This window comes from Thiomonas sp. X19, assembly GCF_900089495.1.
Lineage (GTDB): Bacteria > Pseudomonadota > Gammaproteobacteria > Burkholderiales > Burkholderiaceae_C > Thiomonas_A.
This window is the reverse complement of the sequence record NZ_LT605203.1, coordinates 22,568-46,109: the sequence shown is the minus strand read 5'-3', so window position 1 is coordinate 46,109 and position 23,542 is coordinate 22,568. Positions and strand designations below refer to the sequence as shown.

Genomic DNA, 23,542 nt, shown 5'->3' with positions numbered 1-23,542 from the left:
TCATGGACATGACCCCACCCACCGTCGCCTTCAGTCTGGACGGCAAACCCCTCACCGCGCACGCGGGAGAAACCATCTGGGCCGCGGCGCAGCGCCACGGCGTGGAGATTCCGCATCTCTGCCATCAAGACCCTCTGCGACCGGTCGGCAACTGCCGCGCCTGCATGGTGGAAGTGGCTGGCGAGCGCGTGCTGGCGGCGTCGTGCTGCCGCACGGTTGCGCCCGACATGCAGGTGCAGGCGCAGAGCCTCCGCGCCCTGGCGGCGCAACGCGGCGTGCTCGAGTTGCTGGTTGCGCGCAAGCCGCAGCGGGTCGATCGCGTCAACGACGAACTCGACCGCTGGGCGCAGCGCCTGGGTGCCGACCGCAGCCGCTACGCGGCCGCATTCCGAGACGTACAGGCCGAAGCCGCCCATTGGCCGCAAGCTCCAGCGGTGGACAACTCCCATCCCGCCATCACCTTCAATGCCGACGCCTGCATCCAGTGCACCCGCTGCCTGCGCGCCTGCCGCGAGGAGCAGGGCAACGACGTCATCGGCCTGGCCGGGCGCGGGGCTGGGGCGCGCATCGTGTTCGACCAAGACGCACCCATGGGCGAGAGCACCTGCGTGGCCTGCGGCGAATGCGTGCAAGCCTGCCCCACCGGCGCGCTGGCCCCGGGCAACGGCTCCTGGGCCAAGCTCTCCAGCCGCGAGGTCGATTCGGTCTGCCCCTATTGCGGCGTCGGCTGTGCGCTCACCTATCACATCCAGCCGGATGCGCAAGGCCATGAACACATTGCCCGCGTCGAAGGCCGTGACGGCATCGCCAACCAAAGCCGGCTGTGCGTCAAGGGCCGTTTCGGCTTCGACTATGTCGCCAACCCGGCGCGCCTCACCAAGCCGCTGATTCGCCGCGACGATGCGCCGAAGAACCCCGAGCAGGTCCGGCTTGCCGACTGGCGCACGGTGTTCCGCGAAGCCACCTGGGACGAAGCGCTGGAGCGCGCCGCCAGCGGCCTCTTGCGCATCCGCGGGCAGCATGGCGGCGAAGCCCTGGCCGGTTTCGGCAGCGCCAAGGGCACCAACGAAGAGGCCTACCTGTTCCAGAAGCTGGTGCGCGTGGGCTTCGGTACGCATAACGTGGACCACTGCACCCGGCTGTGCCATGCCTCCAGCGTGGCCGCCTTGCTCGAAGGCCTGGGCTCGGGCGCGGTGAGCAACCCGGTGATGGATGTGCTGCAGGCCGACGTGGTGCTGATCATCGGCGCCAATCCCACGGTGAACCATCCGGTGGGGGCCACCTGGATGAAGAACGCCCTCAAGCGCGGCACCCGTCTCATCCTCGCCGACCCGCGCCGCACCGAGCTGGCGCGCAAGGCCTGGATGACCCTGCAGTTCAAACCCGGCGCCGACCTCGCCCTGCTCAACGCCATGCTGCATGTGGTGTTTGCCGAGAACTTGCTGGACCGGGCCAGTGTTGCCGCCCGCTGCCACCCGGACGAGGTCGAAACCATCCGCCAGCATGTCGCCGCGCTCAGCCCGGAGGCGATGGAGCCGATCTGCGGCGTCCCCGCTGCCGACATCCGCGCCTCCACCCGCGCTTTCGCCACCAGCAAGGGTTCGATGATCTTCTGGGGCATGGGCATCTCCCAGCATGTGCACGGCACCGACAATGTGCGTGCCCTCATCGCCCTGTGCCAGCTCACCGGCCAGATCGGCCGCCCCGGCACCGGACTGCACCCCTTGCGCGGTCAGAACAATGTGCAGGGCGCCAGCGACGCCGGCCTCATTCCGATGATGTTCCCCGACTACGTGCGCACGCAGGACGCCGGGGTGCTGGAGCATGTGGAGCGCTACTGGGCGCTGCCGCAAGGGCACTTGAGCCGCACGCCCGGCCTCACGGTGGTGGAGATCGTCCACGCCGCGCTCGCCGGCACCATCCGCGGCATGTACATCGAAGGCGAAAACCCGGCGATGAGCGACCCCGACGTGCACCACGCGCGACAAGCGCTCGCGGGGCTGGAGCATCTGGTGGTGCAAGACATTTTCCTCACCGAAACCGCAGCCCTGGCCGACGTGGTGCTGCCCGCTTCCGCCTGGCCGGAGAAGGCCGGCACCGTCACCAACACCGACCGTCTGGTGCAGCTCGGCCGCAAGGCGCTGGCCAGCCCCGGCGAAGCGCGGGCGGATTTGTGGATCATCCAGGAGATGAGCCGCCGCCTGGGCGTGGTGCCCATTGCCGAGGTGGACATGCACGGCGGCGAAGCCGGCGTGGGCGCGGTGTTCGAGGAAATGCGCGGCATGATGGCGTCGATCGCCGGCATCAGCTGGGCCAGGCTGCAGCGCGAAGGCTCCGTCACCTATCCCTGCACGGCGGAAGACGAGCCGGGGCAGCGCGTGGTGTTCATCGACCGCTTTCCCACCGCCGACGGCCGCGCCAAGCTGCGCCCCGCGCCGCTGGGCTTTGCCGACGAGCAGCCCGACAACGCCTATCCCTATGTGCTCATCACCGGGCGCGAGCTGGAGCATTGGCACACCGGCGCCATGACCCGCCACGCCAGCGTGCTCGACGCCCTGGAGCCCCTGCCCACGGTGAGCATCCACCCCACGCTGCTGGCCAAGCTGGGCCTGCGTGCGGGGCAGGCGCTGCAGGTGGAGTCGCGCCGCGGGGTCATCACCCTGGCCACGCGCGCCGACGAGGCCATGCCGGAAGACGCGGTGTTCATCCCCTTCGCCTACGCCGAGGCCGCAGCCAACCTGCTGACCAACGCCGCCCTCGACCCCTGGGGGAAGATTGCCGAGGTGAAATATTGCGCGGTGAAGCTGGGGAAGCCGCAGGCCGCGATGGCCCAGGCTTGAATCCGGGTTGCATCAAGCTTGCGTTTGCAGCGCCGCTTCCAGCAGCGGCTTGGCCCAGTCCGGCGTTCGCCGCAGGGCTTCGACGTCCTGCGCTGTAGGCCAGCGCAGGCGGCCTGCCTGCATGTCGAGCAGCAAAAGCGGGTCGGGAACGGTGCCGTCAGGGGCCGCCTCGGCGCTGTTGTCGTACACGCGCAATTGCGCCAAATGCGGCATGAGCTGCAGCAGGTTTTCCCGCGAACGCAGGAAGCGGGCGCGGATCATGGCTTCGGGTATGGCATGCCCGCCTGCCGCAACGCGCGCCTGCACGCGGGCGATGTGCAGTTCGGGCGAGGTCAGTCCGCAGTACCACATCAGCACATCGTGGGTGCGCGCGGCGCGTTGAATCGTCGCGGTCATGGTGTTGCCGCCCAGGGTGGTTTCAAACGCGTGGTTGCGCGCCTCGGCAAGGGCTGCCTCGATGCGGCGCATGCCTTCCTGCCAGGCCATGCCGTTAGCCGTCAACTGGTCGCAGCCGGTTTGTTCCACCCAATCGCGTGCAAAGGCGTCGGGGTTGAACCAGTTCAACCCCGCGCGCTGCAGCAAGTGGCCGCCCACTGAACTCTTGCCCGCGCCGTTCACGCCGGCAAGAACGTACAGGGCCGGGCGCGTCATCAACCACCGCGCGGGGCGACCTTGAGCTTGCCGCCCAAGGTCGCCGGGCCACCCAGCACGGCACGCAGGCGCTCAGCCGCATCGTCTGCCTGCAAGGCCGACAGGCGCGCATCGAAGCGCTGCCGCAGCGCGTCCAGCTTGGCTTCGGTTTTGGCCGCGCCCTGCTGCGCGCTGCGCTGCAAGGCGGTGTAAGCCTCGGTGGACAGGATGACGGCCTCGGGTGTGTCGTGGTTGGTCACCACCACGGCCCCCTCGCGCTGCAGGGTGCGCATCATGCCGCGCCAGCCGAGTTTTTTCACGTCAGACGCTGGCGCGTGCGGCAACTGCATCAACTCGCTCAAGGCGTGCATGGAGAATCTCCCAGGCTTTGGATGCAGGCAATTTTACCCTTTTGGTCCAAATTAGCCTTTTTCCATCATCAACGCAACGTCATCATCTCCGCCGCCGGGTCGCCCCAAGACCGGGGTCGCATCTCGGGGACGCATGAGGCTTGCGTGCAGCAAGGCGTATCGTTATGATTTTTTGGGAATATCGAACGGCCATCATGGCCCCATGCGCTTGCGCCATCCACCCGAGCTGCCACCATGCCTTCATCCGACCCATCCACCCCCATCCCCAAGGTTCGCCTGGAAATCAAGCAGGGCACGGCCATCGGGCCGGGCAAGGCGAAGTTGCTGGAGGCGCTGGCGCGCACCGGTTCCATCTCGGCGGCGGCGCGCGACATGGACATGAGCTACCGCCGTGCCTGGCTGCTGGCCAGCAGCTTGAACCGCGCGTTCAAGGAGCCGCTGGTGGAGGCGAGCAAGGGCGGCAGCGGTGGCGGCGGGGCGCTGCTCACGCCCCTGGGGTACGAGGTGCTGCGGCGTTACCGGCGCCTGGAGCAAAAGGCCATGCGCGCCATCGAGGCCGATATGCGGGTGTTCAACACCCTGTTGCGCGAAGGCGGCGAGGCGCCGACCGATGTGTTTGCCGACGACTCGGCCGGCGCACTCGACACCGGGCATCAGGGCGCGGCCTCGTCGCCAGCCGGCAACCCTGTTGAAGCCCGGGCCGGTACGATGGTCGACGCGCCCGTCACAACCACAGCGCGTCCCCGCGGCCGCCCGCGCAAGGCGGGTGGCACGGCGGGGTGAATCCGGCGGCGCCGTCTGGGCATAGTGCTGATGGAGTGCAGCCCGCATCAGCGGAACCGGCCAACCCATCCATGCCCCTTCCAACCCGCCGGGTTCCCCATGATCGCCGCCGCCCCGCGCCGTTCGCTCAAACATATCTTCCTGCTCTGCCTGACTCCGCTGGCCGCCGCCTGTTCGCCGGTGCGATGATCAACCGCCTCACCCCGACCGATACCTACGTCTTCCGTGGCGGCATTGCCTACGGCCCGGCACCACGTGAGCGGCTGGACGGCTACCAGCCCATCACCGGCGCCCGCAACCCGCTTCCGGCTGCCCGGTGGTGTGTTCTTCCACGGCGGCTCGTGGAACAGCAGCAACCGCGCGATGTACAAATTCGTCGGCGAGGCGCTGGCGGCGCGCGGCATCGTCGCCGTCATTGCCGAACCGGCGGCACGTTGAATCGGCCCTGTTACATTCTGCGCAACTTGCTTGCCGATTCCGCTTTCGATATATTCCGTCGCATACGTTGAATCGTAAGCTCTGGCCTCCAGCCGCTTCAGCTGCTTCGGGCGAGAGCTTGCCTTTCCTTGCCTTCCCCTCCCCTCACTGAAACCGATGGAGCCGACGATGCGCCGACACACCCTGATGTCCCTTTGCCTTGCTGCCGCCCTGGCTGCTGCAATGCCGATGACCATGCCCGCCGCGCGAGCGGCCGAGCCGGTACTGGCCGTGGCTTACGCCGGTTCCATGGGCGCGTTGATGGACAAGGGCCTGGGCCCGGCCATCGCCAAACAGGCGCAGGTGCAGTACCAGGGCCAGGGCGCGGGTGCTTTCGGCCTGGCGCACCTCATCGCGGCCAAACAGATCAACCCCGATGTATTCGTTTCCATCACGCCAGGCCCCATCGAAATCCTGCAAAAAGCCGGATTGATCGGCACGGCAGTGCCGGTGGCCAGCACCCAGATGGTGATTGCCTACAGCGACAAGAGCCGCTTCGCCAAAGACTTCGAGGCAGCTGCCGCGGGCAAAATGCCCTGGTACGCGGTGCTGGAAAAACCCGGTGTGAAGTTCGGCCGCACTGATCCGACAACCGACCCGCAAGGCCGCAACATCGTGTTCACCATGCTGCTGGCCGAGAGGTATTACAAGCAGCCGGGGCTGGCCGACAAAATCCTGGGCGGGGTGCAGAACCAGCAGCAGATCTTCACCGAACCCTCGCTGCTGTCGCGCCTGGAAGCGGGCCAGCTCGACGCCACCTCGGGTTATCTCAGCGCCGTGATCTCGCACAAACTTCCCTACATCAAGCTGCCGGAACAGATCAACCTCAGCGACCCGACGCAGATCGCTGACTGGTACAGCAAGGTGCATTTCAGCATCAAGCTGCCCAACGGCAAGACCGACGAGCTCTCCACCCAGCCGCTGGTGTTCTACGCCGCCGTGCTGAACAACGCGCCCAACCCCAAGGCGGGCGAGGCCTTCGTCAAGTTCATGACCAGCGCCGCAGGCCAGAAGATGTTCAAGGACTACGGCTACAGCGCGCCCAAGGGTGACGACTTGAAGTAAAGCGGCATGACAAGCTGCGGGTGCCCGCTGCGAGAACCCGCTTGCTGCGGGCGACAATGACGGCCTTGCGCTGCTGTTGTCGCCCGCCGCTTCGTTTGAACCATGCCGATCACCCCGCTGGATTCCGCCGCCACTGCCCATTTGCCGCCACACCTGCCGCTGCATCAGCCGTCGCAGGTGCAGGCGCAGCGTGCCTGGGTGGTGGCGGTGTTCGGCCTGGCCGGGCTGGCCTTCCTCAGCCTGCCGTTCGTCGGCCTGTTCATCAGCACGCCGTGGAGCGCCTTGCACTTGCAACAGGGCGATCTCGCCTCGCTGGGGGTGTCGGTGGTCTACACCCTGATCGCGCTGGCCATCGTCGTGGCGTTCGGCACGCCGGTGGCCTGGTGGCTGGCGCGGCACGAGTTTCGCGGCAAGTGGGTGATGGAACTGCTGGTGTTGCTGCCCCTGCTCACCCCGCCGCTGGCGATGGGCCTGCTGCTGTCGATGAGCTATGGGCCGTACAGCTGGATCGGCCAGCCGCTGGGCCATCTGGGCTTGAGCCTGACCAACACGCCACAGGCCTTCCTGCTGGCGCAGGTGTATGGCAGCGCACCGTATTTCATCGTCGCCGCGCGTTCGGCGTTCGAGGGCGTGCCGCGCGAGCTGGAGCAAATCTCGCTCACTCTCGGACAATCGCCTTGGCGCACGTTCTGGCGCATCACCGTGCCGCTGGCAGGTCTTGGCCTGGGGGCGGGCGTGGCGCTGGCCTGGGTGCGCGCCTTGGGCGAATTCGGCATCGTGCTCCTCGTCGCCTACTATCCGCAAGGCATTCCGGTGAAGCTGTGGGTGAACCTGCAAGACACCGGGCTGTCGGCCGTCTATCCGCTGCTGTGGTTGTTCTTTCTCATCGGCCTGCCGCTGCCGCTGCTGATGGGCGCGCTGTCGCGCCGGCCGTATGCGCGAGGGTGAGCCCATGCGTGCCGGCCAGGGGGCGATGCAGATACGCGCTTCGATTCGCCAGCCCATCGTGCTCGATGCCGACTTCACGGTGCGCGGCTTCACCGTCCTGCTGGGCGCCAGCGGCGAAGGCAAGAGCACCGTGCTCAAGGCCATCGCCGGGCTGGTACCGGCGCGCACCACGCCTTTCGACGGCTTGCCGCCGCAGCAACGCGCGGTGGGCTATCTGCCCCAAGGCCATGCCTTGTTCCCGCATTTGCGCGCCTGGGAAAATGTGGCCTATGCCCTGGGCGGCAGCCTTCCCGCGCAACACCATGCGGCGTGCGAGCTGCTGGCCGCCGTGGGCCTGACGGCGCAGGCCGATCTGCGCCCGGCCCAGCTCTCCGGCGGACAGCAGCAGCGCGTGGCGCTGGCGCGGGCCTTGGCGCGCAAGCCGCAAATCCTGCTGCTGGACGAGCCCACCTCGGCGCTCGACGCCAGCACCCGCGACGACGTCATGGCCGAGTTGGTGTCGCGCATGCACCACTTGTCCATCCCCGCGCTGGCCGCCACGCACGACGCCCATCTCGCCGCCATGGCCGACTGGATGGTGCTGCTCGCCGGTCGCCGCGTGGTGCAGCAAGGCACGCCGCGCGAGGTCTTCGCCCGGCCGCAAAGCATCCAGGCTGCGGCGCTGCTCGGCTACCGCAACCGCTTCAGCGCCACCGTGCTCCAGCACGAGCCGCAAGCCGCCTGCACCCTGCTGCGCTGGGACGAAGCAGCGCTCATCCTGCGGGTGCCGCAACGCACGCAACTTGCGCCCGGCAGCAAGGTGGACTGGGTGGTGTCGGCCGACGATGTGCGGCTGCCGCCCATCAAACAGCAGGAGCTGCGCCCCAGCGAGAACCCGGTGCTCGGCCGCGTCGAACACCTCATGGTGCGCGGCGCCGACACCACCGCCGCCTTGCGCTGCGGCGACGCCCTGCTGTGGCTGCACGCGCCCTACCGCCTCGCCGACCATCACGCCCTGAGCCTCGGGCAGGAACTCACGGTGGACATCCGCGCCGCCCATTTGCAAGCCTGGCCCCGCGACTGAGGCTGCCCCGTCCGCGAAAATTCCCCGGTCCAGAACCGGGAGCGCGGCATGGGCAAGAACCGACTCGAAGCCTTCAGCGACGGCGTCATCGCCATCATGGTGCTGGATCTGAAGGCGCCGCACGGCGTGGTGCTGCTGATGGCCGCGCTGGCCTACTGGCTGCTGCAGCGGGCCATCATCGCCGCCGGCTCCACCCACACTGGGCAACGCCATCGGGCGCGACTGGAAGGGCAAGCTCCCGCCGCTGCTGGACGTGCTCGGCATCGCCCTCTCGCCATGGTCGCCCGCGCTGCGCAGGCGGTGTATGTGGCCGTGGCGTTGATGTGGCTGGTGCCCGACTGGCGCATCGAAAAGGCGCTCGCAGGCGCGGTGGATTGAGCTGGCGCTAGGAGACTGTCGGACTTTGCGGTCTTCCGGATGAAGACGCTATCCGAGACAATTGCTGCTGCACAACCGAGAGCCCGAGCCGATGAGCCGCTTCGTCCCTGTTGACCGAGACACCGCATATCTGTTGCCACCGTCGGTGGACGAATGGCTGCCCACTGATCACTTGGCGCGCTTCGTGGTCGAAGTCATCGAGCAGCTTGATCTGGGCGATCTGGCCCGACAGTACGCAGGCCGGGGCTCGGCGGCGCACCATCCGGCGGTGCTGCTGGGCCTGCTGATCTACGGCTACGCCAACGGCGTGCACTCCAGCCGCAAGATCGAGCGGGCGACCTACGACTCGGTGGCGTTCCGCTTTGTTGCGGCCAATACCCACCCCGATCACGACACGCTGGCGACGTTCCGCCGCCGCTTCTTGAAGGAGGTGGAGGCACTGTTCGTGCAGGTGCTGGTTCTGGCGCGCGAGATGAAGCTGCTCAAGCTCGGACACATCGCGCTGGATGGCACCAAGATCGACGCCAACGCCAGCAAGCACAAGGCCTTGTCGTGGGCTCATGCCAACAAGATCGAGGCGCAGCTGCGCCAGGAAGTACAAACGCTGCTGGCGCTGGCAGAGAACAGCGACCGCGCGACGGTACCCGACGGCATGGATGTGCCGGCGGAGATCGCCCTGCGTGCAGATCGCTTGAGCGCAATCGCGCAGGCCAAGGCCAAGATCGAGCAGCGCGCCAGCGAACGCCATCAGGTCGAGCAGCAGGAGTACGAGGCCAAGACCGCCAAGCGCCAAGCCCAGCGCGAGGCGGGCAAGAAGCCGCGCGGCAAGGACCCTGAGCCGCCAGAGGCCGGCCCCCGGAGCAGCGATCAGGTCAACCTCACGGATGAAGAGTCGCGCATCATGCCCGTGTCGGGTGGGGGCTTCGAGCAAAGCTACAACGCACAAGCCGGCGTGGACATCGCGACGATGATGGTGATCACCCAGCATGTGAGCCAGGCATCCAACGACAAGCGCGAAGTTGTGCCTACGCTGCAGCAGATCCAAGCGTTACCCGCGGTGCTGGGCGAGGTGCACACGCTCATCACGGACAACGGCTTCTTCAGCCAAGCCAACGTGATCGCGTGCAACGACGCGGGTATCGAGCCGCTGCTGGCGCTCAAGCGGGAGTCGCATCACACGCCGGTGATGGGGCGCTTTGCACCCGATGTGCCCGAGCCCCAGACGACGGATCCGCTCGTGCAGATGGCACACCGCCTGGGCACGCAAGCAGGCCGAGCCCTGTACGGCCTGCGCAAGCAGACAGTGGAGCCGGTGTTCGGCATCATCAAGCAAGTGATGGGTTGGCGCCAGATGAGCATGCGCGGGCTGGCCAAGGCACAAGGCGAATGGAGCTTGGTGACCATGGCTTGGAACATCAAGCGCATGCACGTCCTGCGAGCCGCGTGAGGGCAATAGTGCGCCCCGACCACGCCAAAACCGAGTCCCCAGGCCGCCCCATGTGCCCTCACAGTGTCTCGCCAACCATCGAGAGCGTTCGATCAGCGCGCCGCTGTCAAAAAAAACGCGTCGCACTGATCAATCGGATTCGCTCGGGTTCAAGTCCGACAGCCTCCTAGCCATCCATCAGATATCGGTTCTCTCCTGGCCTCAAGAACAGTTTTTGTGTACCCAACACTCTTTCCCAATGCCTTAGCGAAGTCAGCGGCGGTAAAGGCGTTCGGAAATTTTTGGCTGCGCCTCTAAGCGCCATCTCCGTTTCAGCCAGTTCTGTTGCGTCGGCTGATGCGGCGTATTCTTGCCATGCTTCAAGGCATTGTTCATTGAGTTGTCCAGTTGCGGACATTTTTACCTCGTAGTGATTGAAAGATTGTGGATAAGGTGCCTAGGCGAGTTTATCGAGGCTGCGCTGCTCCGGAAAGATTCAAAGCTCAACCACATTCACATCGCGTCCAAAGACCTCACGAAACGTTCTTCACGGGCGCGAATGGTTTAAACCCCTGATGCCCCATGCTTCACCTCAGTTTTTCCACCACCTCCGGCCGGTCATTGCGCACATTGCCCACCGCCTTGGCCACCGGATAGGCCTCCAGCTCCCCATCCCCCAGCGGCCTGAGCATCCCGCGCAAGTCCTCAGCCTTGCGACCAGGGTCCAGCCACGGCGCAACCTGCTCGGCGCCCAGCATCACCGGCATCCTGTCGTGCAAAGTACGCATCCAGACATTGGCCTCGGTGGTCAGAATGGTGAAGGTCTGCACGCTGTCACCGTCGGGTGATGTCCAGTGCTCCCACAGCCCGGCCATCGCCAGCAGCGCATCGTCCTTGCGGTGGATGTAGAACGGTTGCTTGCCCGAGGGCTGCTGCTGCCATTCGAAGAACCCATCGGCCGGCACGATGCAGCGCCGTGTCTTGAACGCGGCACGGAAAGCCGGCTTCTCCGCCACCGTCTCGCTGCGCGCATTGATGAGCCGGTTGCCAATGGTCGGGTCTTTGGTCCAGCTCGGTACCAATCCCCAGCGCAGCAGGTCCAGATGACGCTGACCCTCGCGCATCCGCACCACCGGAGCGACCTGGCTGGGTGCAATGTTGTACCGAGGACGCCATTCCTCACTGTGCGCAGCATCCGGCCCCGCGATGCCGAACTGCTCGCGCAGGCGCTGCGGGGTGCTCTTGAGGACGTATCGGCCGCACATGGTGGCTCCCAGCGTGGTGGTCTAAAGCCCGAGCGTCGCCCATTCCCTGCTAAATTAAAAGACTGTTCTTTTATCGCTCTGTTCGCGTTATGTATTGATTAGCTGCCGGCCGAGCCCAGAAATCACAAAGTGCTCGGGCTTCAAGTCCCCTCGATACCACTCCGAGACGCGCATCCAGGCGAGGTAGTTGGGCAGGTATTTGGTAGCCACGCCGCGCAGGCCACGGGAGAGCCAGGACTGAAGCCGCTCGTGGTAGCTGTTGACGGTCTGGACGTGATAGACCCCCTCGACGACCCTCCCGCCGTAGCTCACGGCAATCGACTTCGAGGTCACCCCCAGCGCCTTGGCGGCGCCACGCATGGCGCCGCTGCCATCCGTGCACAGCAACGTGTCGGGCCCGACTGCTCCGCGAAGGGCCTCGGTGGCCTGCAGGATGTTCATCGACGTGAGCACCTGGTCGACGACGTGAGGCTGGCCGCGCAGGCGGCCGACCAGCACAGGGATGAGGTCGCGAGGCAGGCCCTTGGCCTTGACCGCCGTTCCGCCCCTGTGCCGCGCCGCCCGGGTCAGGTGCCGGCTGCCCTTCTGGGACTCCCGAACGTAGGTCTCGTCGGCCTCCAGCAGTCCGGCCACATGCCTGGGCTGATGGCTCACGACCTCCTGCAGAAAGCGGTGCCGCATCCGGAAGGCGGTGCTCACGGCAACCCCCATCTGCGCGGCCGCGGCCCGGATGGACAGGCCTTGGGCAAGGCACTCGCCATGCTGGAAAAAGCGTTCTTTACCCCGCAGCCGCGACAGCGGCGTGTTCGTGGCGGCGTTGAAGGTCCGCGAACAGGCGGCGCACAGGTATCGCTGAAGGCCTCTGCTGTGGCCGTTCTTGGTGAACTTGAAACTGCTGCAATGCGGACACCCAAGTCCCTCGCCGGCCGCCTCCAGGGCGCGCAGCGCCTGGGTCCGCTGGTGCTGCGCCTCAACCGCCTTACGCAGCTCGTCGAGCTGCCGGACGGTGAGGCGGGTGAGCCCGGCAAGTAGGCTCTTGAACTGGTCGCTACGCATTTCGCTTCCCCTCTCAAACTGGGGGAATCTTAGCCGAACCAATACGCAACGAGAACAGAGCCTCTTTTATCCAGTTGTTATGTAGGCTTGCCCTCCCGACTCGAAGGACTGCCTGCCATGCTGACGTCTGCGAATCCCTCGCCCTACCTTGACCTCCCGCCTTCCGTTGCCGCTGCTGTCTGGCGGGGCAACGACATCGCCGCTCCTGCGGGGTCGGTCGTGGCGAGTGGCTGGTCCGCGCTGGACGCCGAGCTTCCTGGCGGTGGCTGGCCCTGTGGCAGTCTCACGGAGGTGCTGAGCCCGCAGCCCTCCCTGCTGGAATGGCGCCTGCTCGGCGCGGCGCTCGGCCGGGTGGCCGCCAGCGGCGGCAGTGTGGTGCTGGTTGGACCCCCCAAGCCACCCTACATGCCAGGCCTGCAAACCCTCGGCCTCAGTGAACGGCAGCTCATCTGGGTGCAGGCCGACACCCCAGCGCAGCGGTTGTGGGTCACCGAGCAGTTGGTGCAGGCCGACATCACCGGGGCTGTGCTCGCCTGGCTGCCCCAGGTCAGGGCTGCGCAGCTGCGCCGACTGCAAAGCCGCCTGCAGGGTGGCCGTGCTCTGTGTATTGCCCTGCGCCCCGAAGGGGTGCGGGGTGAAGCCTCTCCAGCAACGCTGCGCGTTCTCGCCCGGCCCGGACCGGATTGGTCCCTGCGTGTCCAGGTGCTCAAGCGCCGGGGTCCTGCGCATGACACCACGCTGGTGCTGCCTGCCGTGCCGGTCTCGCTCGCTCCCATTCTGACCCGGCGCTCCCGTGTGCCGAGCCGTTTCGTTCCCCAACCGACCGGAGCCCGCCATGCTGTGGTGCGCGCTGCGACTGCCGAGTCCATCCGGCTCTGAGCTGACTGAGCCCACTGCCTCCGCCCTCCGCGGCCTGGCCACCTGGGCGCTCCAGTTCGCGCCCCGCGTGGCCTTGCTCGACGAAGCCGTGCTGATGGAGGTTCAGGCCAGCCTGCGGCTGTTCGGCGGAGCTATCGCACTGGCAGAGCGGGTACGGACGGATGCCACGGTCTTGGGCGCGGCATCCCTCGCCTGGGCGCCAACAGCGCTGGGGGCTCTTGCTTTGGCTAGAGCCGACATCGGCGGTGTCGATGCGGCTCCTTTGGACGAACGCCTTGACCCGTTGCCTGTTGCGGCGCTGACCGCCGCCGTGCCGCATGAAACAACCCTGGCGCAACTGGGCTGCCGCACCCTGGGCGAACTGCGCGCCCTGCCCCGCGGCGGCATCACCCGGCGCTTTGGCGCCGAACTCATCGACGCCCTGGACCGGGCCTACGGCCTGCGCGCCGAGCAGTTCGCCTGGGTCACCGTTCCCGAAACCTTCTCCGCCAAGGTGGAACTGATGGCGCGGGTGGAGACCGCCATGGCGCTGGTCTTTGCCGCCAAGCGGTTGCTCCTGCAGTTGCATGGCTGGCTGGTGGCGCGCAATGCCGGCGTGACCACCTTCACCCTGCGCTGGGTCCACGACACCATGCGACCGAAGGAGGTGGGGGTCAGTGATGCCCTCGTCATCCGCACGGCTGAGCCGATGCGCGACGTGGACCATCTATCCCACCTGCTCGCCGAGCAATGGGCACGGGTGCAACTCGCGGCACCGGTCGAGTGTCTGGAACTGGTCGTGGACGACGTGCGCGACTACGCCCCGCCCAACGCCTCCTTGCTGCCCGATGCCAGCGCCGACCGGGAGTCCCTGACCCTGGCGCTGGAGCGCATTGCGGCGCGCCTGGGACCAGAGCGGGTGTTGCGACCGGCCCTGGTCGAGGACGCCCGCCCCGAATGGGCGCAGCAATGGCGGCCGGCCTCCACGCCCCAGCGTCCCAAAGCCACGCGGCCGGACGGCATGCCGCAGCCCACCTTCCTGCTGCCCGAGCCCTTGCGCCTGGCCGTGCGCAGCAACCGCCCGCTCTATCAGGGCGAGTTGCAGCTCTTGCTCGGTCCCCACCGGGTCGAAGGCGGCTGGTGGCATCGGGTGGAGGTGGCGCACAGGGCGGTCGAGAGCCGCCAGGTTGCGCGCGACTACTGGGTGGCACTCAGTGCGCATGCGGGCGCGCTCTGGGTGTTCCAGACCCGGTTGGCCGGCGATGAAGCCGCCTGGTTCCTGCACGGCCTGTTCGCGTGAGGGAGGCATGGACACCCTGCCTGATTATGTCGAGCTGCACTGCTGCTCGAACTTCTCCTTCCTCACCGGGGCCAGCCATCCCGAGGAGCTGGTCGAGCGTGCGAAGCACCTGAACTACGCCGGGCTGGCGGTGACTGACGCGTGCTCGCTGGCGGGTATCGTGCGCGCCCATGTGGCGGCCAAGGCCGTGGGCCTGCCGCTGCTGGTGGGTGCGCAGTTCCTGGTGGAAGGTGCAATGCCCTTCGTTTTGGTGGTCTTGGCTTGCAACCTCAACGGCTACGGCAATCTCTGCGCGTTCATCACCCGGTTGCGACGGGCCGCGCCCAAGGGGACTTACCGGCTCGATGCGCAAAGCGTGACCGGCGACGCGCTTGCCGATTGCGTGGTGCTGGCGGTGCCGTCGCGGATGGCCACTGACAAGGATTTGCTGGACCTGGGCGCCTGGCTGCTGACTCGCTTCACGGGCCGGGTTTGGTTGGCGGTCGAGCTGCATCGGCGCATTGACGATGAACGCTGGCTGGAGCGTCTGCAGGAGCTGTCCGACGCCACGGCCATCCCGCTGGTCGCCAGCGGCGACGTGCACATGCATCGGCGCTCGCGCAAGCCCCTGCTGGACACTCTGACGGCCATCCGGGTGGGTCGTCCGATTGCCGCATGTGGCCACGCCCTGCAGCCCAATGCCGAGCGGCACCTGCGCAGCCGGCTGCGCCTGGCGCTCACCTACCCTGCGGAGCTTCTGGCCGAGACCCTAAGGGTCGCCGGGCGTTGCCGCTTCTCGCTCGATGAGCTGCGCTACTGCTATCCCAAGGAGGTCGTGCCGACCGGAGAGACCGCGGACAGCTACCTGCGCCGCCGGGTCTATGAAGGCGCAGGACGGCGCTGGCCTGACGGCATGCACGCCAAGGTGCAGGATTTGCTGGAACATGAGCTCGCCCTGATTGCCGAGTTGGGCTACGCCCACTATTTCCTGACGGTAGACGACATCGTGGCCTTCGCCCGCTCGCGCCACATCCTCTGCCAGGGCCGTGGGTCGGCGGCCAACAGCGCGGTCTGCTATGCCCTGGGGGTCACGGAGGTCGACCCCGCGCAGCAGCAGGTGCTGTTCGAGCGGTTCATCAGCAAGGAGCGCAATGAGCCGCCGGACATCGATGTGGACTTCGAGCACGAGCGGCGCGAGGAGGTCATTCAGTATCTCTATGCCAAGTACGGCCGCGACCGTGCGGCGCTGACCGCTGCGGTCATCACCTACCGCCCCAAGAGCGCCCTGCGCGACGTGGGCAAGGCGCTGGGCTTTGACTTGGAGACCGTCGACCGCCTGGCACAGAACGTCCAGTGGTGGGATGGACGAGAAATCGCTCGCGTGCGACTGGAGGAAGTGGGTCTGGAGCCGGACGCCTTGGGCGTGCAGCAATGGATGGCCTTGGTGCGACAGCTGCTGGGATTCCCGCGGCACTTGTCGCAGCACACGGGCGGCTTTGTCCTGACCGAGGGGCCGCTTTCGCGTCTCGTGCCCATCGAGAACGCGTCCATGCCGGAACGCACGGTCATCGAATGGGACAAGGATGACCTCGATGCAGCCGGGCTGCTCAAGGTGGACATCCTGGCGCTCGGCATGCTGACCGCCATCCGCAAGGCGCTGGACTCCATTGGGCAGACACGGGGGCAGGCGTTCGCGATGCAGGACATCCCGCGCGAAGACCCACAGACCTACGACATGCTGTGCAAGGCGGATTCCATCGGCGTGTTCCAAGTCGAGTCCCGCGCGCAGCAGGGCATGCTGCCCAGACTGCAGCCGCGCTGCTTCTATGACCTGGTCATCGAGACCGCCATCGTGCGCCCCGGACCGATTCAGGGCGGCATGGTGCACCCCTACCTCAATCGGCGTCAGGGCAAGGAGGTGGTGAGCTATCCCAGCAAGGACCTGGAGAACGTCCTGCAACGCACCCTGGGTGTGCCGGTGTTCCAGGAGCAGGTGATGCAGATTGCCATGGTCGCCGCAGGCTTCTCGGCCGGAGAGGCGGACGGGCTGCGACGGGCCATGGCCGCCTGGCGCCGTACGGGGTCGCTGGAGAAGTACCGCGACCGGCTCATTCGCGGCATGGCGGAACGGGGCTATAGCGCGGATTTCGCGCAACGCATCTATGAGCAGGTGCAGGGGTTCTCGGAGTATGGCTTCCCGGAGAGTCATGCGGCCTCCTTCGCCCTGCTGGTCTATGCCAGTGCCTGGATAAAGCGGCACCATCCGGCCGAGTTCCTCGCAGCCCTGCTCAACAGTCAGCCGATGGGGTTTTACACACCCTCGCAGCTGGTGCAAGATGCCAAGCGCCATGGAGTGACGGTCCGGCCCATCGATGTGATGCACAGTGCCTGGGACTGCACCTTGGAGGAGTCCGTGCCCGACCCCGCCGTGCGCCTCGGGTTGCGTCTGGTCAAGGGGCTGGGCACGGGACCCGGCTTGCGCATTGCCGAGGCACGGAGGAGCCGCCCGCCGCTCGATGCCGAGGACCTCGCCAAGCGGGCGCAACTGGACACCACGGCGATGCGGCAGCTTGCCGCTGCGGACGCCCTGCGGTCGCTGTCCGGGCATCGGCGCCAGCAGGTGTGGGAGGCGACGGCGGTGGAGCGCATGCCGGCGTTCCTGGATGACGCGGTGCCCAAGGAGGACTGGCTGGAGCTTCCCGCGCCACCGGAGGGCGAGGACATCATGTTTGACTACGCCACAACAGGCCTGACCTTGCGGCGGCACCCGCTGGCGCTGCTGCGGCCGCTGCTGACCAAGCGAAGGTTGCAGACGGCGGCGGAGCTCGCCCAAGCACCAGACGGTCGACTCGTGCGGACCTGCGGCATCGTCACCCTGCGGCAGCAACCGGAAACAGCCAAGGGCACGACCTTCGTGTCGCTGGAGGATGAGACCGGTGTCGTGCAGGTGATTTGCTGGAAGGCACTCAGGCAGCGGCAACGCACGGTGCTGTTGCGGTCGAGACTGTTGGCGGTGGCCGGCACGTGGCAGCGCGAGGGCAATACCGCCAGTCTCATCGCGGGTCACCTGGAGGACTTGACGCCTCTGCTGGGCAGGCTGGTCACGCGAGGGCGGGAGTTTCGGTGAAGCGTGAGCGCTCCTTGTCCCGGTGCGGCTGTGCCTGCTGGCCAACGACACATGCGCCCCAGGTGGCATCGTCGTTGGCATGGCGGTGAATGACACGGCTTGCTCGGCAGCCAATTGGCATGCACCCCATTCAGACTTGCGAACCATGTCGCGGAGCAGGCAATTCTGGATGGCTGAAAGGGTTCGGTGAAGAAAAGTGCAACAGCCCCGAACGCGCCCCTGGCTCCGCTCCCTGGCGCCCGCAGGACGCGAGAATTAACTGGCAGTTAATGATTATCTACATGCGTTTATTTGCCATAACAAAACCCCATCATGTCGCGCACGATAGTGAATTGTTGTTGACTCAGCACTCTGAATGACGTAGAATGTCTTCCTCGTTGGATGAGGTCAAAAAACAACCTACCGCTTGCAGCCGGACTGGCCAAGGTAAAGAGTTGCATTTGTAGTCCAACGCAGGTTCATCGAAGGTCTAGAGAGAGTTTCTAATTCTCGAGGGGTCCTTAGCCGGAGAGGCTAAAAACGCGCATCCGTAACGCAAGCCACGCTGCGCTCCTGGTACATAAAGCAATAGACGGAAACCGTCAAAGGAGTCATTTGATGCATACAGTTCCATCCTAGCCAAGACGCCCGGCCTCGAAGCGGGCGGCCTCGGGCATCGCCCATTCCATTTGCCACTTTGCGCAGACTAAATATCTGCTTCTGGCGGAGCTTTGCCGACGATTATCGCGGCGAATATAAGAAGCCCTCCAGTCGCACCTATTAGTTTCGCGAGGAGCATATCTAAAATTGATTTAGGCCGCCAGGGTCAATACCTTGACGGTCTCGGAGAAGTATTGTCATGACAATGAGTTCAAAACGCAGGAAGAGTCGCCTTAAGGCGAATGGCGTGAATAATAGAGAAGCTTCCTACAAAATGCGCGTCGAATGCCTAATGGATGCGGCGCTCATCCACGCCTTTTTTGCTCCGTGGAGGCGTAATTGGTCCCTGCAATCTGAGCAGGTCCGTGTGAATGACCTTGTGGTCAGTCTGCCAGGGTTCGTGGTGGAATTTCAGCTTTCTCCGGATGCGCCAACCGCGCCCACGTTGCGGTGGTTGTTGGAGAAACTGCCAAATGGGCATGTGGCCAGCGAAACCCTTGCGCCGTTGCACGCGTCCACCGGGGAGCGCTTTAAAGCCAAGCGTTTCGATACCACGACGGAGCCCCCAGAAGACAACCATGCGCAGGCGGTCATTGAGGCTGCCGACAACTATCTGCGTGTCCTGCAACTGGAGCACGAACGTATGGCGTTCGTCTGCGACACTCTTCAGAAGACGCCGGCTCATGACTCAAGCGCGGACGGCCATGGCTGGTTCAGCATGATGAAGGACGAGGAAAGTGGCTTGGTCACGGTGAGCCACGTCGAAGCGCTTGGGGGAAACTCCGAGCGGCTCATTTGCGGTATGTCGCAAGTTCACGCCCGTCAGTTGACGATGGGGGTCTGAGCCATGAGCGAGAGCAAGAAACGCCGCGCCCAGTCGCTGCAACCGCGCATCACGTGCACCAGATTGTTAGGGCCGAATTGGATTGCGCAAACCGACGACCCTGACTACGCGTGGGAGGTTCCGCGTCGGAGTGTCGAAATCAACGTCAACGACGCGGTGGCCCAAAAGCTCACCCAGGTCGGAGGCCTCGAAGACTATTCCCCAGCGTTCTATTGCGACCCCATGGGGCGCATGTATGCGGTCCTCGGGCTCGTTGCGGCGCGGCGGTTGATTGTCGTCGCGGTTCCGGCGCAGGACGAGCACGGCAAACGGTGGCTCGAGGAGAGCGCCCAGTATGGAGATTTCGCCATCAGCGTGCGGTATCCCAGTAATGGCGCGAGTACCACCGTGTACTTTGACAACAAGAAGAGCCGAGAAAACGATGCCCGGTACAACGAGCTCTTCGTGGAGGCTATCACCCGAGCGGTCGATGAGCGGACGCGGCCCGCAGGGGCGCTCGAGCACATGGCTGGGGTGCTGACCGACGCGCTCGCCCGCCCTCATCTCAGCAGGGGCCTGAAGGGGGTGCACTTCTTCTCACCGGACTGCTTCGTGCAGTGACCTCACATCATCCCTGGCGCTGCGGCGCCAGGGACCCTTTTGGAGTGGGTCTGGCTGCACGGACAGGCGAGCCACAAACCTGTTGACGACAGCTTTGACGACTTTGCACTGCAACTGGCTGACGAGGTCGACGAATAAATAACAGCACTAGACATCTGGCTCTCACACATAGAGCCATTTTTCTCAATTTTTATCCACCAATATCGAGAACTAGATATGAATGAATGGCTGGGTATTGTCAATCAGGGGCAGTCCATTGCCTCCACGAATTATTGGGGCAGCGAAATGGAACGCGCTGGCTACGTATATCTTTCATGGAACGCTGGCGCGGCCCGTCTCTTGCTTCCTGATTCGATGAAGCAAGATATTCGCGAAATGGAGGCGGCTGGTCTTGTCATTATTTCGCGCGGCCCATGGGTTGAACGCGGCGGCCAGGATGCCTTGGAGTTGCTGTTCGAAGATGAAACGGACACGCCCTACTGCATGAACATCTTGGCAAAACAAACCGATAGAAATCTGTCCGCAAGGGATAAGGGCGGCGAGTTCCCCGTGACGGTCTGGACGAGAGACGGCGAAATGCTGCGACGACAGGGTCGCCATCGCAGCGTACGCGCGATTCCATGCCTGGCACCCTGGAAATAAGAGAAGAGCATGTCCGGACTTCAGGCCAGTTGCGTGAACCATATCTCCGCAGCATACCGCCCATAAACATCATCGTTACACGCTAGGCCATCTCTGCGGAGTGGCCTTAGTAACACCACACAAATTGGAGTTTTCTATGAAATATCAACCCAGCTTGTCCAACTGGACAGCCACTCACGCATTATCTCTGCAAGAAGCGGAACGCTATGCATGCGAGCTCACCACCCGGTATGCGCAACACAATGTTTGGGAACATGTGCTCAGCGGCAACGAGCCGTGGCAGGAACACCCCGGCGACGTATTCGATGTGAAACTCTGCGCCGGCCGCGCCGAGCTCGCGGGACGATTCTCGTCCTTCGAGTTCGGGAAGATGTTGGAAGCCTTGGAAAATGTCTTCGACGTGCCGGCCGTCTCTCCTGAACTAATTCTGGAGCTTCACGAGGAACTGGCTAAGGCTCTTCGTGACCATAAATTCCGCAGCGCCCGGTCATTGATGCCCTCCCTCTTCCAGGACGTAGACGATGGCGTGTTAGTGTCTAAGGTTGCCGCTCTTTCAGTCGTGCAGAGGGCCGCGCTAATCCATACCCTTGTGCGCGTCGCATTCGACGAAAACCCCTTCAGGTCATGCCTCGAAGACTTCTGCCACCACGCCGGTCTTGTGTTGTCGGACAGCATCCGGACCTGAGGGTTTCAGCTTCGCTGCGGCGGTCGTTCTTCGGGTCCGACCGCCGCCATTTTTCCGGGGAGCGGCATCCTGCAACGGATGGGTTGCAAGCTTTCGACCTGGCAACCACGGCACCGACTGACGGCCCACTTTCTGCGCAATTCCTCAAACCGCAACCAACGCATGCTCATGCACGCCTAGCAATTTCGCCTCATCGGCCCGTTTGTCACGCAAATCGCCCAAAAATGCGGACGCGTCGGGATAGAGTTCGATGGAATGAATGCCACTTCACGTGAGTCGGAACAGTCCGTTCCGTCCCGGAGCAGGTTCGACTTCGGCCACAATGCCGTTGACCGAGACCATGGTCAACTTCGTTTTTCCTGGTTGAGTCAGTTAAGCGACCTCTGAACGGATTGCGCGACGATTGCATGGTCGAGTCGTAGCGAAAGAGTTGCTCGTCTGCTCAAAGAACCACCTGGATTTCCAAGGGCGTTTCGAGGCATGCGTACACCCGCGTATGTGCGCTCGAACAGGTGCTCCGGGCCAGGGCCTGGCGCCCGCATTGCTCAAGGGCTCCGGGGACGTGACCGGCATGGTTCGATTGGTCCATGGCCTGCGGGCGAAACTGACAGTCCCCTCCACGGCCGACTCGTAGACATTGGACAGCGGGTTTATGCCTTGGTGCCTGAGGCGCGGGCCAGCCTAAGGCGGTTGTGCGGGGGAGCACGGCAAACGGCTCGCAGCTGCGCGGCTCCAGGACTACCGTGGCGCAGCCAGTTGCGACAGACTTGGGCCGTGCCGCGTGATGCCGGGTCGCTGCCCGACCTGGCTCATCGCGTAAGTGGCTGTCAGGGTTGAAGAAGGTCCGTGGTGTGCCACGTGTGCCAAGTGAGATGAATAACTTTCGCGAAAGAGAAAGAAAAAGAATAGAAGGCCTCGGTTGAAACACCTCAAGTCTTTGGCTGACTCACCCAGCACACCCGGCACACCCGCACGAGCCAACGGTGACGATGCGTACCCCCGCGCCTCAGGCCATGCAGCAAGAGAGAGGGGACCCATCACGGGCGCCCTCTCTCCTCCTCCTATTCAGGCGATAGGCGCAGCGAGGACCACGTTGCAGACGCGACGCTGCTCGCCGTCCAGCCGTATCCGCGCCTCATCCAGTTGCGGGTAGTGCTCGTGCATGCGTTTCCAGAACTGCACCACACTCACCTCGCGCATCGCGTTGACGGCGCACCAGCGACGGTAGTCCTCGAACACCCGGTCTTTGACGGTGTCGCAAACCACCTGAAGCGCAATGCCACGGTCGTTGAGCCAGGCCACGACGGAATTCGTATCCGCCTTCGCCTCCTGCAGCATCGCCTGCATCGCGGGCGGCATGACGGGGTCGAATCCCCCGCGCCCCAGCAACCGGACCAGCCCGTCCAGGGCCCAGCGAAGTACCCCGGCCAGTTCATCGCGAACCACGTTTTGCGCCAGCAGTGGGTCGCGCTCGCGCTCGGGTATCGTTACCGAGAAAGGCACGACGTCCCACCGCCGCCAGAATCCGCTGCTGTGGTCGGTGATGGCCGGCAGATGGTTTCCGAGCACAAGCCATTTGCCGCGCACATGAATGCTCAGCGGCTCCCTGTATTTGCGGTCCACCGGGATGCGCTCGCCGGCAATCATCGATTTGAGCCGCTGCTCATCGATGGGCTTGCGTGGCACTTCATCGACATAGACGAGGCTCGCGCCGACCAGGACGGACAGATGGAAACCAGCAAGTTGGTCGAGTGCGATTGCGGCGATGCGCCCGTGGAGGGCTTGAACAATGTTCGCCAACACGCCCTTTCCATTGGCGCCCTCCCCGAGCCAGAACTGTGCACGCTGGTAACGGGCGTCCGCGAGAAGCGTGTACCCGATGTATTCCTGAACCCTAGACCGCACAGCATCGTCGGGTAGGACGCGCTGGAGGAACTGTTCAAACCGCGCCGGCGCCTCTCCCAGGGGCTCATAAGCGCAATCAAGACAGTGCGTCAAGCCAAGACCCGGGTCCGCGTCTTTGAGCACCAGCGCTGTGCCCTCGAGGTGGACATACCCTGACTTGGTCGGCACGACAACCTCCTGGGTGAGTTTGGGTAGGCGCGGCGAGAAAAGACATGCGGCCCGAACGGCCCTGCGGGCGTTTTCTGCGCTCGCCCAGGCCGGGTCCTGTGCGACGAGCCAGGCATAGGCATCGCGTTCAGCATCCTCTTCGTCGATGGGAGCCCAGTGTGAGCCGGTCCACCGGTAGAGCAAGCTGGAGTCCGAGGCGACCCCGCCCATGGTGACTGCGTGGGTGGCGTAGAGATGTGGCTGGAACGCACGGCGAGTCATCGTGGGGCGTCCTTGGGCGCGGTCGGTCGTACGTATTGCTCGAGCCAGGCTTCAACATCCACCGCCCGCCAGCGCAGCAGCCGGGTGCCGGGCAGCTGCAACCGGGGCGGCACCGCCAGCGGGTTTCGACGCAGGTCTTTTTTGATGGTTTCTGGACTTCTGCCGAGCACCTCAGCCAGTTCGGTCAGGTCCAACAACTTCTGCACTTCCATTTCGTTCATCTCCGGCCGGT

General features: G+C 64.9%; 22 protein-coding genes. 15 read left to right on the top strand and 7 right to left on the bottom strand.

Features of this window, described 5'->3' with window-relative positions:
* The first annotated feature begins 2 nt into the window (after positions 1-2).
* Positions 3-2,840, top strand: a complete 2,838-nt coding sequence (locus THIX_RS00435) for a molybdopterin-dependent oxidoreductase (RefSeq protein WP_112484382.1) — start codon at positions 3-5, stop codon at positions 2,838-2,840.
* Between the two features lie 12 nt (positions 2,841-2,852).
* Here THIX_RS00435 and THIX_RS00430 read toward each other — a convergent pair whose 3' ends face one another.
* A complete protein-coding gene (locus THIX_RS00430; RefSeq protein WP_112484381.1) occupies positions 2,853-3,491 on the bottom strand; it encodes an AAA family ATPase in 639 nt (212 codons plus the stop codon).
* Complete coding sequence (locus THIX_RS00425) at positions 3,491-3,841, bottom strand: prevent-host-death protein (protein WP_112484380.1); 351 nt, start codon at positions 3,839-3,841, stop codon at positions 3,491-3,493. The genes THIX_RS00430 and THIX_RS00425 overlap by 1 nt, the downstream gene beginning before the upstream one ends.
* Before the next feature lie 234 nt (positions 3,842-4,075).
* Here THIX_RS00425 and THIX_RS00420 point away from each other — a divergent pair, with 234 nt between their 5' ends.
* From THIX_RS00420 to THIX_RS00395, 7 genes are all read left to right on the top strand, one after another.
* Positions 4,076-4,624, top strand: a complete 549-nt coding sequence (locus tag THIX_RS00420) for a winged helix-turn-helix domain-containing protein (protein WP_112484379.1) — start codon at positions 4,076-4,078, stop codon at positions 4,622-4,624.
* A 225-nt stretch (positions 4,625-4,849) separates the two neighbouring features.
* A complete protein-coding gene (locus THIX_RS22825; protein WP_158540752.1) occupies positions 4,850-5,062 on the top strand; it encodes a hypothetical protein in 213 nt (70 codons plus the stop codon).
* 168 nt (positions 5,063-5,230) lie between these two features.
* A complete protein-coding gene (locus THIX_RS00415) occupies positions 5,231-6,166 on the top strand; it encodes an extracellular solute-binding protein (protein ID WP_112488022.1) in 936 nt (311 codons plus the stop codon).
* A gap of 102 nt (positions 6,167-6,268) precedes the next feature.
* Positions 6,269-7,114, top strand: coding sequence for an ABC transporter permease (locus tag THIX_RS00410; RefSeq protein ID WP_199195210.1), 846 nt, complete (start codon positions 6,269-6,271; stop codon positions 7,112-7,114).
* Positions 7,115-7,118: 4 nt separating this feature from the next.
* Positions 7,119-8,177, top strand: a complete 1,059-nt coding sequence (locus tag THIX_RS00405; protein WP_233224321.1) for an ABC transporter ATP-binding protein — start codon at positions 7,119-7,121, stop codon at positions 8,175-8,177.
* A gap of 48 nt (positions 8,178-8,225) precedes the next feature.
* Positions 8,226-8,555 carry a hypothetical protein gene (locus tag THIX_RS00400; RefSeq protein ID WP_112484378.1) on the top strand — a complete coding sequence of 110 codons (330 nt, stop codon included), beginning with the start codon at positions 8,226-8,228 and terminating at the stop codon, positions 8,553-8,555.
* A 91-nt stretch (positions 8,556-8,646) separates the two neighbouring features.
* A complete protein-coding gene (locus THIX_RS00395) occupies positions 8,647-10,002 on the top strand; it encodes an IS1182-like element ISThsp16 family transposase (protein ID WP_112484377.1) in 1,356 nt (451 codons plus the stop codon).
* Between the two features lie 252 nt (positions 10,003-10,254).
* Here THIX_RS00395 and THIX_RS24545 read toward each other — a convergent pair whose 3' ends face one another.
* The 3 genes from THIX_RS24545 to THIX_RS00385 all read right to left on the bottom strand — a co-directional run bounded on the left by THIX_RS24545 (position 10,255) and on the right by THIX_RS00385 (position 12,302).
* On the bottom strand, positions 10,255-10,377 hold the full coding sequence (locus tag THIX_RS24545; protein WP_256359950.1) for a hypothetical protein: 123 nt from the start codon (positions 10,375-10,377) through the stop codon (positions 10,255-10,257).
* Between the two features lie 191 nt (positions 10,378-10,568).
* Positions 10,569-11,246, bottom strand: coding sequence for an SOS response-associated peptidase (locus THIX_RS00390; RefSeq protein ID WP_112484376.1), 678 nt, complete (start codon positions 11,244-11,246; stop codon positions 10,569-10,571).
* Positions 11,247-11,333: 87 nt separating this feature from the next.
* Positions 11,334-12,302, bottom strand: a complete 969-nt coding sequence (locus tag THIX_RS00385; protein WP_112484375.1) for an IS1595 family transposase — start codon at positions 12,300-12,302, stop codon at positions 11,334-11,336.
* 117 nt (positions 12,303-12,419) lie between these two features.
* On the opposite strand from THIX_RS00385, the gene imuA reads away from it, so the two are divergent.
* The 7 genes from imuA (at position 12,420) to THIX_RS00350 (ending at position 20,976) form a co-directional block, all read left to right on the top strand.
* A complete protein-coding gene (imuA, locus tag THIX_RS00380) occupies positions 12,420-13,181 on the top strand; it encodes a translesion DNA synthesis-associated protein ImuA (protein WP_112484374.1) in 762 nt (253 codons plus the stop codon).
* Entirely contained in the window at positions 13,138-14,460 is a 1,323-nt protein-coding gene (locus tag THIX_RS00375) for a DNA polymerase Y family protein (RefSeq protein ID WP_112484373.1), read from the top strand. Before imuA ends, THIX_RS00375 begins: the two co-directional genes overlap by 44 nt.
* A gap of 7 nt (positions 14,461-14,467) precedes the next feature.
* Positions 14,468-17,566, top strand: a complete 3,099-nt coding sequence (locus THIX_RS00370; protein WP_112484372.1) for an error-prone DNA polymerase — start codon at positions 14,468-14,470, stop codon at positions 17,564-17,566.
* 886 nt (positions 17,567-18,452) lie between these two features.
* Positions 18,453-19,049, top strand: a complete 597-nt coding sequence (locus THIX_RS00365; RefSeq protein WP_146748420.1) for a hypothetical protein — start codon at positions 18,453-18,455, stop codon at positions 19,047-19,049.
* Between the two features lie 3 nt (positions 19,050-19,052).
* Positions 19,053-19,649, top strand: coding sequence for a hypothetical protein (locus THIX_RS00360; RefSeq protein ID WP_112484370.1), 597 nt, complete (start codon positions 19,053-19,055; stop codon positions 19,647-19,649).
* A gap of 216 nt (positions 19,650-19,865) precedes the next feature.
* Positions 19,866-20,291, top strand: a complete 426-nt coding sequence (locus THIX_RS00355; protein ID WP_112484369.1) for a hypothetical protein — start codon at positions 19,866-19,868, stop codon at positions 20,289-20,291.
* A 136-nt stretch (positions 20,292-20,427) separates the two neighbouring features.
* The gene (locus THIX_RS00350) at positions 20,428-20,976 is read left to right on the top strand and encodes a hypothetical protein (RefSeq protein ID WP_112484368.1); all 549 of its coding nucleotides are present in this window, start codon (positions 20,428-20,430) and stop codon (positions 20,974-20,976) included.
* Between the two features lie 1,065 nt (positions 20,977-22,041).
* Here the strand turns inward: THIX_RS00350 and THIX_RS00345 are convergent.
* Together THIX_RS00345 and THIX_RS00340 are read right to left on the bottom strand one after the other, a co-directional pair.
* Positions 22,042-23,310, bottom strand: a complete 1,269-nt coding sequence (locus THIX_RS00345; protein ID WP_112484367.1) for a phage/plasmid primase, P4 family — start codon at positions 23,308-23,310, stop codon at positions 22,042-22,044.
* Complete coding sequence (locus tag THIX_RS00340) at positions 23,307-23,531, bottom strand: AlpA family transcriptional regulator (protein ID WP_233224320.1); 225 nt, start codon at positions 23,529-23,531, stop codon at positions 23,307-23,309. The genes THIX_RS00345 and THIX_RS00340 overlap by 4 nt, the downstream gene beginning before the upstream one ends.
* Positions 23,532-23,542 lie beyond the last annotated feature (11 nt).

Coding starts and splice junctions, on each gene's coding strand:
- THIX_RS00435 (WP_112484382.1), top strand. CDS start 3: ATGGACATGACCCCACCCACCGTCGCCTTCAGTCTGGACGGCAAACCC.
- THIX_RS00430 (WP_112484381.1), bottom strand. CDS start 3,491: ATGACGCGCCCGGCCCTGTACGTTCTTGCCGGCGTGAACGGCGCGGGC.
- THIX_RS00425 (WP_112484380.1), bottom strand. CDS start 3,841: ATGCACGCCTTGAGCGAGTTGATGCAGTTGCCGCACGCGCCAGCGTCT.
- THIX_RS00420 (WP_112484379.1), top strand. CDS start 4,076: ATGCCTTCATCCGACCCATCCACCCCCATCCCCAAGGTTCGCCTGGAA.
- THIX_RS00415 (WP_112488022.1), top strand. CDS start 5,231: ATGCGCCGACACACCCTGATGTCCCTTTGCCTTGCTGCCGCCCTGGCT.
- THIX_RS00410 (WP_199195210.1), top strand. CDS start 6,269: ATGCCGATCACCCCGCTGGATTCCGCCGCCACTGCCCATTTGCCGCCA.
- THIX_RS00405 (WP_233224321.1), top strand. CDS start 7,119: ATGCGTGCCGGCCAGGGGGCGATGCAGATACGCGCTTCGATTCGCCAG.
- THIX_RS00400 (WP_112484378.1), top strand. CDS start 8,226: ATGGGCAAGAACCGACTCGAAGCCTTCAGCGACGGCGTCATCGCCATC.
- THIX_RS00395 (WP_112484377.1), top strand. CDS start 8,647: ATGAGCCGCTTCGTCCCTGTTGACCGAGACACCGCATATCTGTTGCCA.
- THIX_RS24545 (WP_256359950.1), bottom strand. CDS start 10,377: ATGAACAATGCCTTGAAGCATGGCAAGAATACGCCGCATCAGCCGACG.
- THIX_RS00390 (WP_112484376.1), bottom strand. CDS start 11,246: ATGTGCGGCCGATACGTCCTCAAGAGCACCCCGCAGCGCCTGCGCGAG.
- THIX_RS00385 (WP_112484375.1), bottom strand. CDS start 12,302: ATGCGTAGCGACCAGTTCAAGAGCCTACTTGCCGGGCTCACCCGCCTC.
- imuA (WP_112484374.1), top strand. CDS start 12,420: ATGCTGACGTCTGCGAATCCCTCGCCCTACCTTGACCTCCCGCCTTCC.
- THIX_RS00375 (WP_112484373.1), top strand. CDS start 13,138: ATGCTGTGGTGCGCGCTGCGACTGCCGAGTCCATCCGGCTCTGAGCTG.
- THIX_RS00370 (WP_112484372.1), top strand. CDS start 14,468: ATGGACACCCTGCCTGATTATGTCGAGCTGCACTGCTGCTCGAACTTC.
- THIX_RS00360 (WP_112484370.1), top strand. CDS start 19,053: ATGAGCGAGAGCAAGAAACGCCGCGCCCAGTCGCTGCAACCGCGCATC.
- THIX_RS00355 (WP_112484369.1), top strand. CDS start 19,866: ATGAATGAATGGCTGGGTATTGTCAATCAGGGGCAGTCCATTGCCTCC.
- THIX_RS00350 (WP_112484368.1), top strand. CDS start 20,428: ATGAAATATCAACCCAGCTTGTCCAACTGGACAGCCACTCACGCATTA.
- THIX_RS00345 (WP_112484367.1), bottom strand. CDS start 23,310: ATGACTCGCCGTGCGTTCCAGCCACATCTCTACGCCACCCACGCAGTC.
- THIX_RS00340 (WP_233224320.1), bottom strand. CDS start 23,531: ATGAACGAAATGGAAGTGCAGAAGTTGTTGGACCTGACCGAACTGGCT.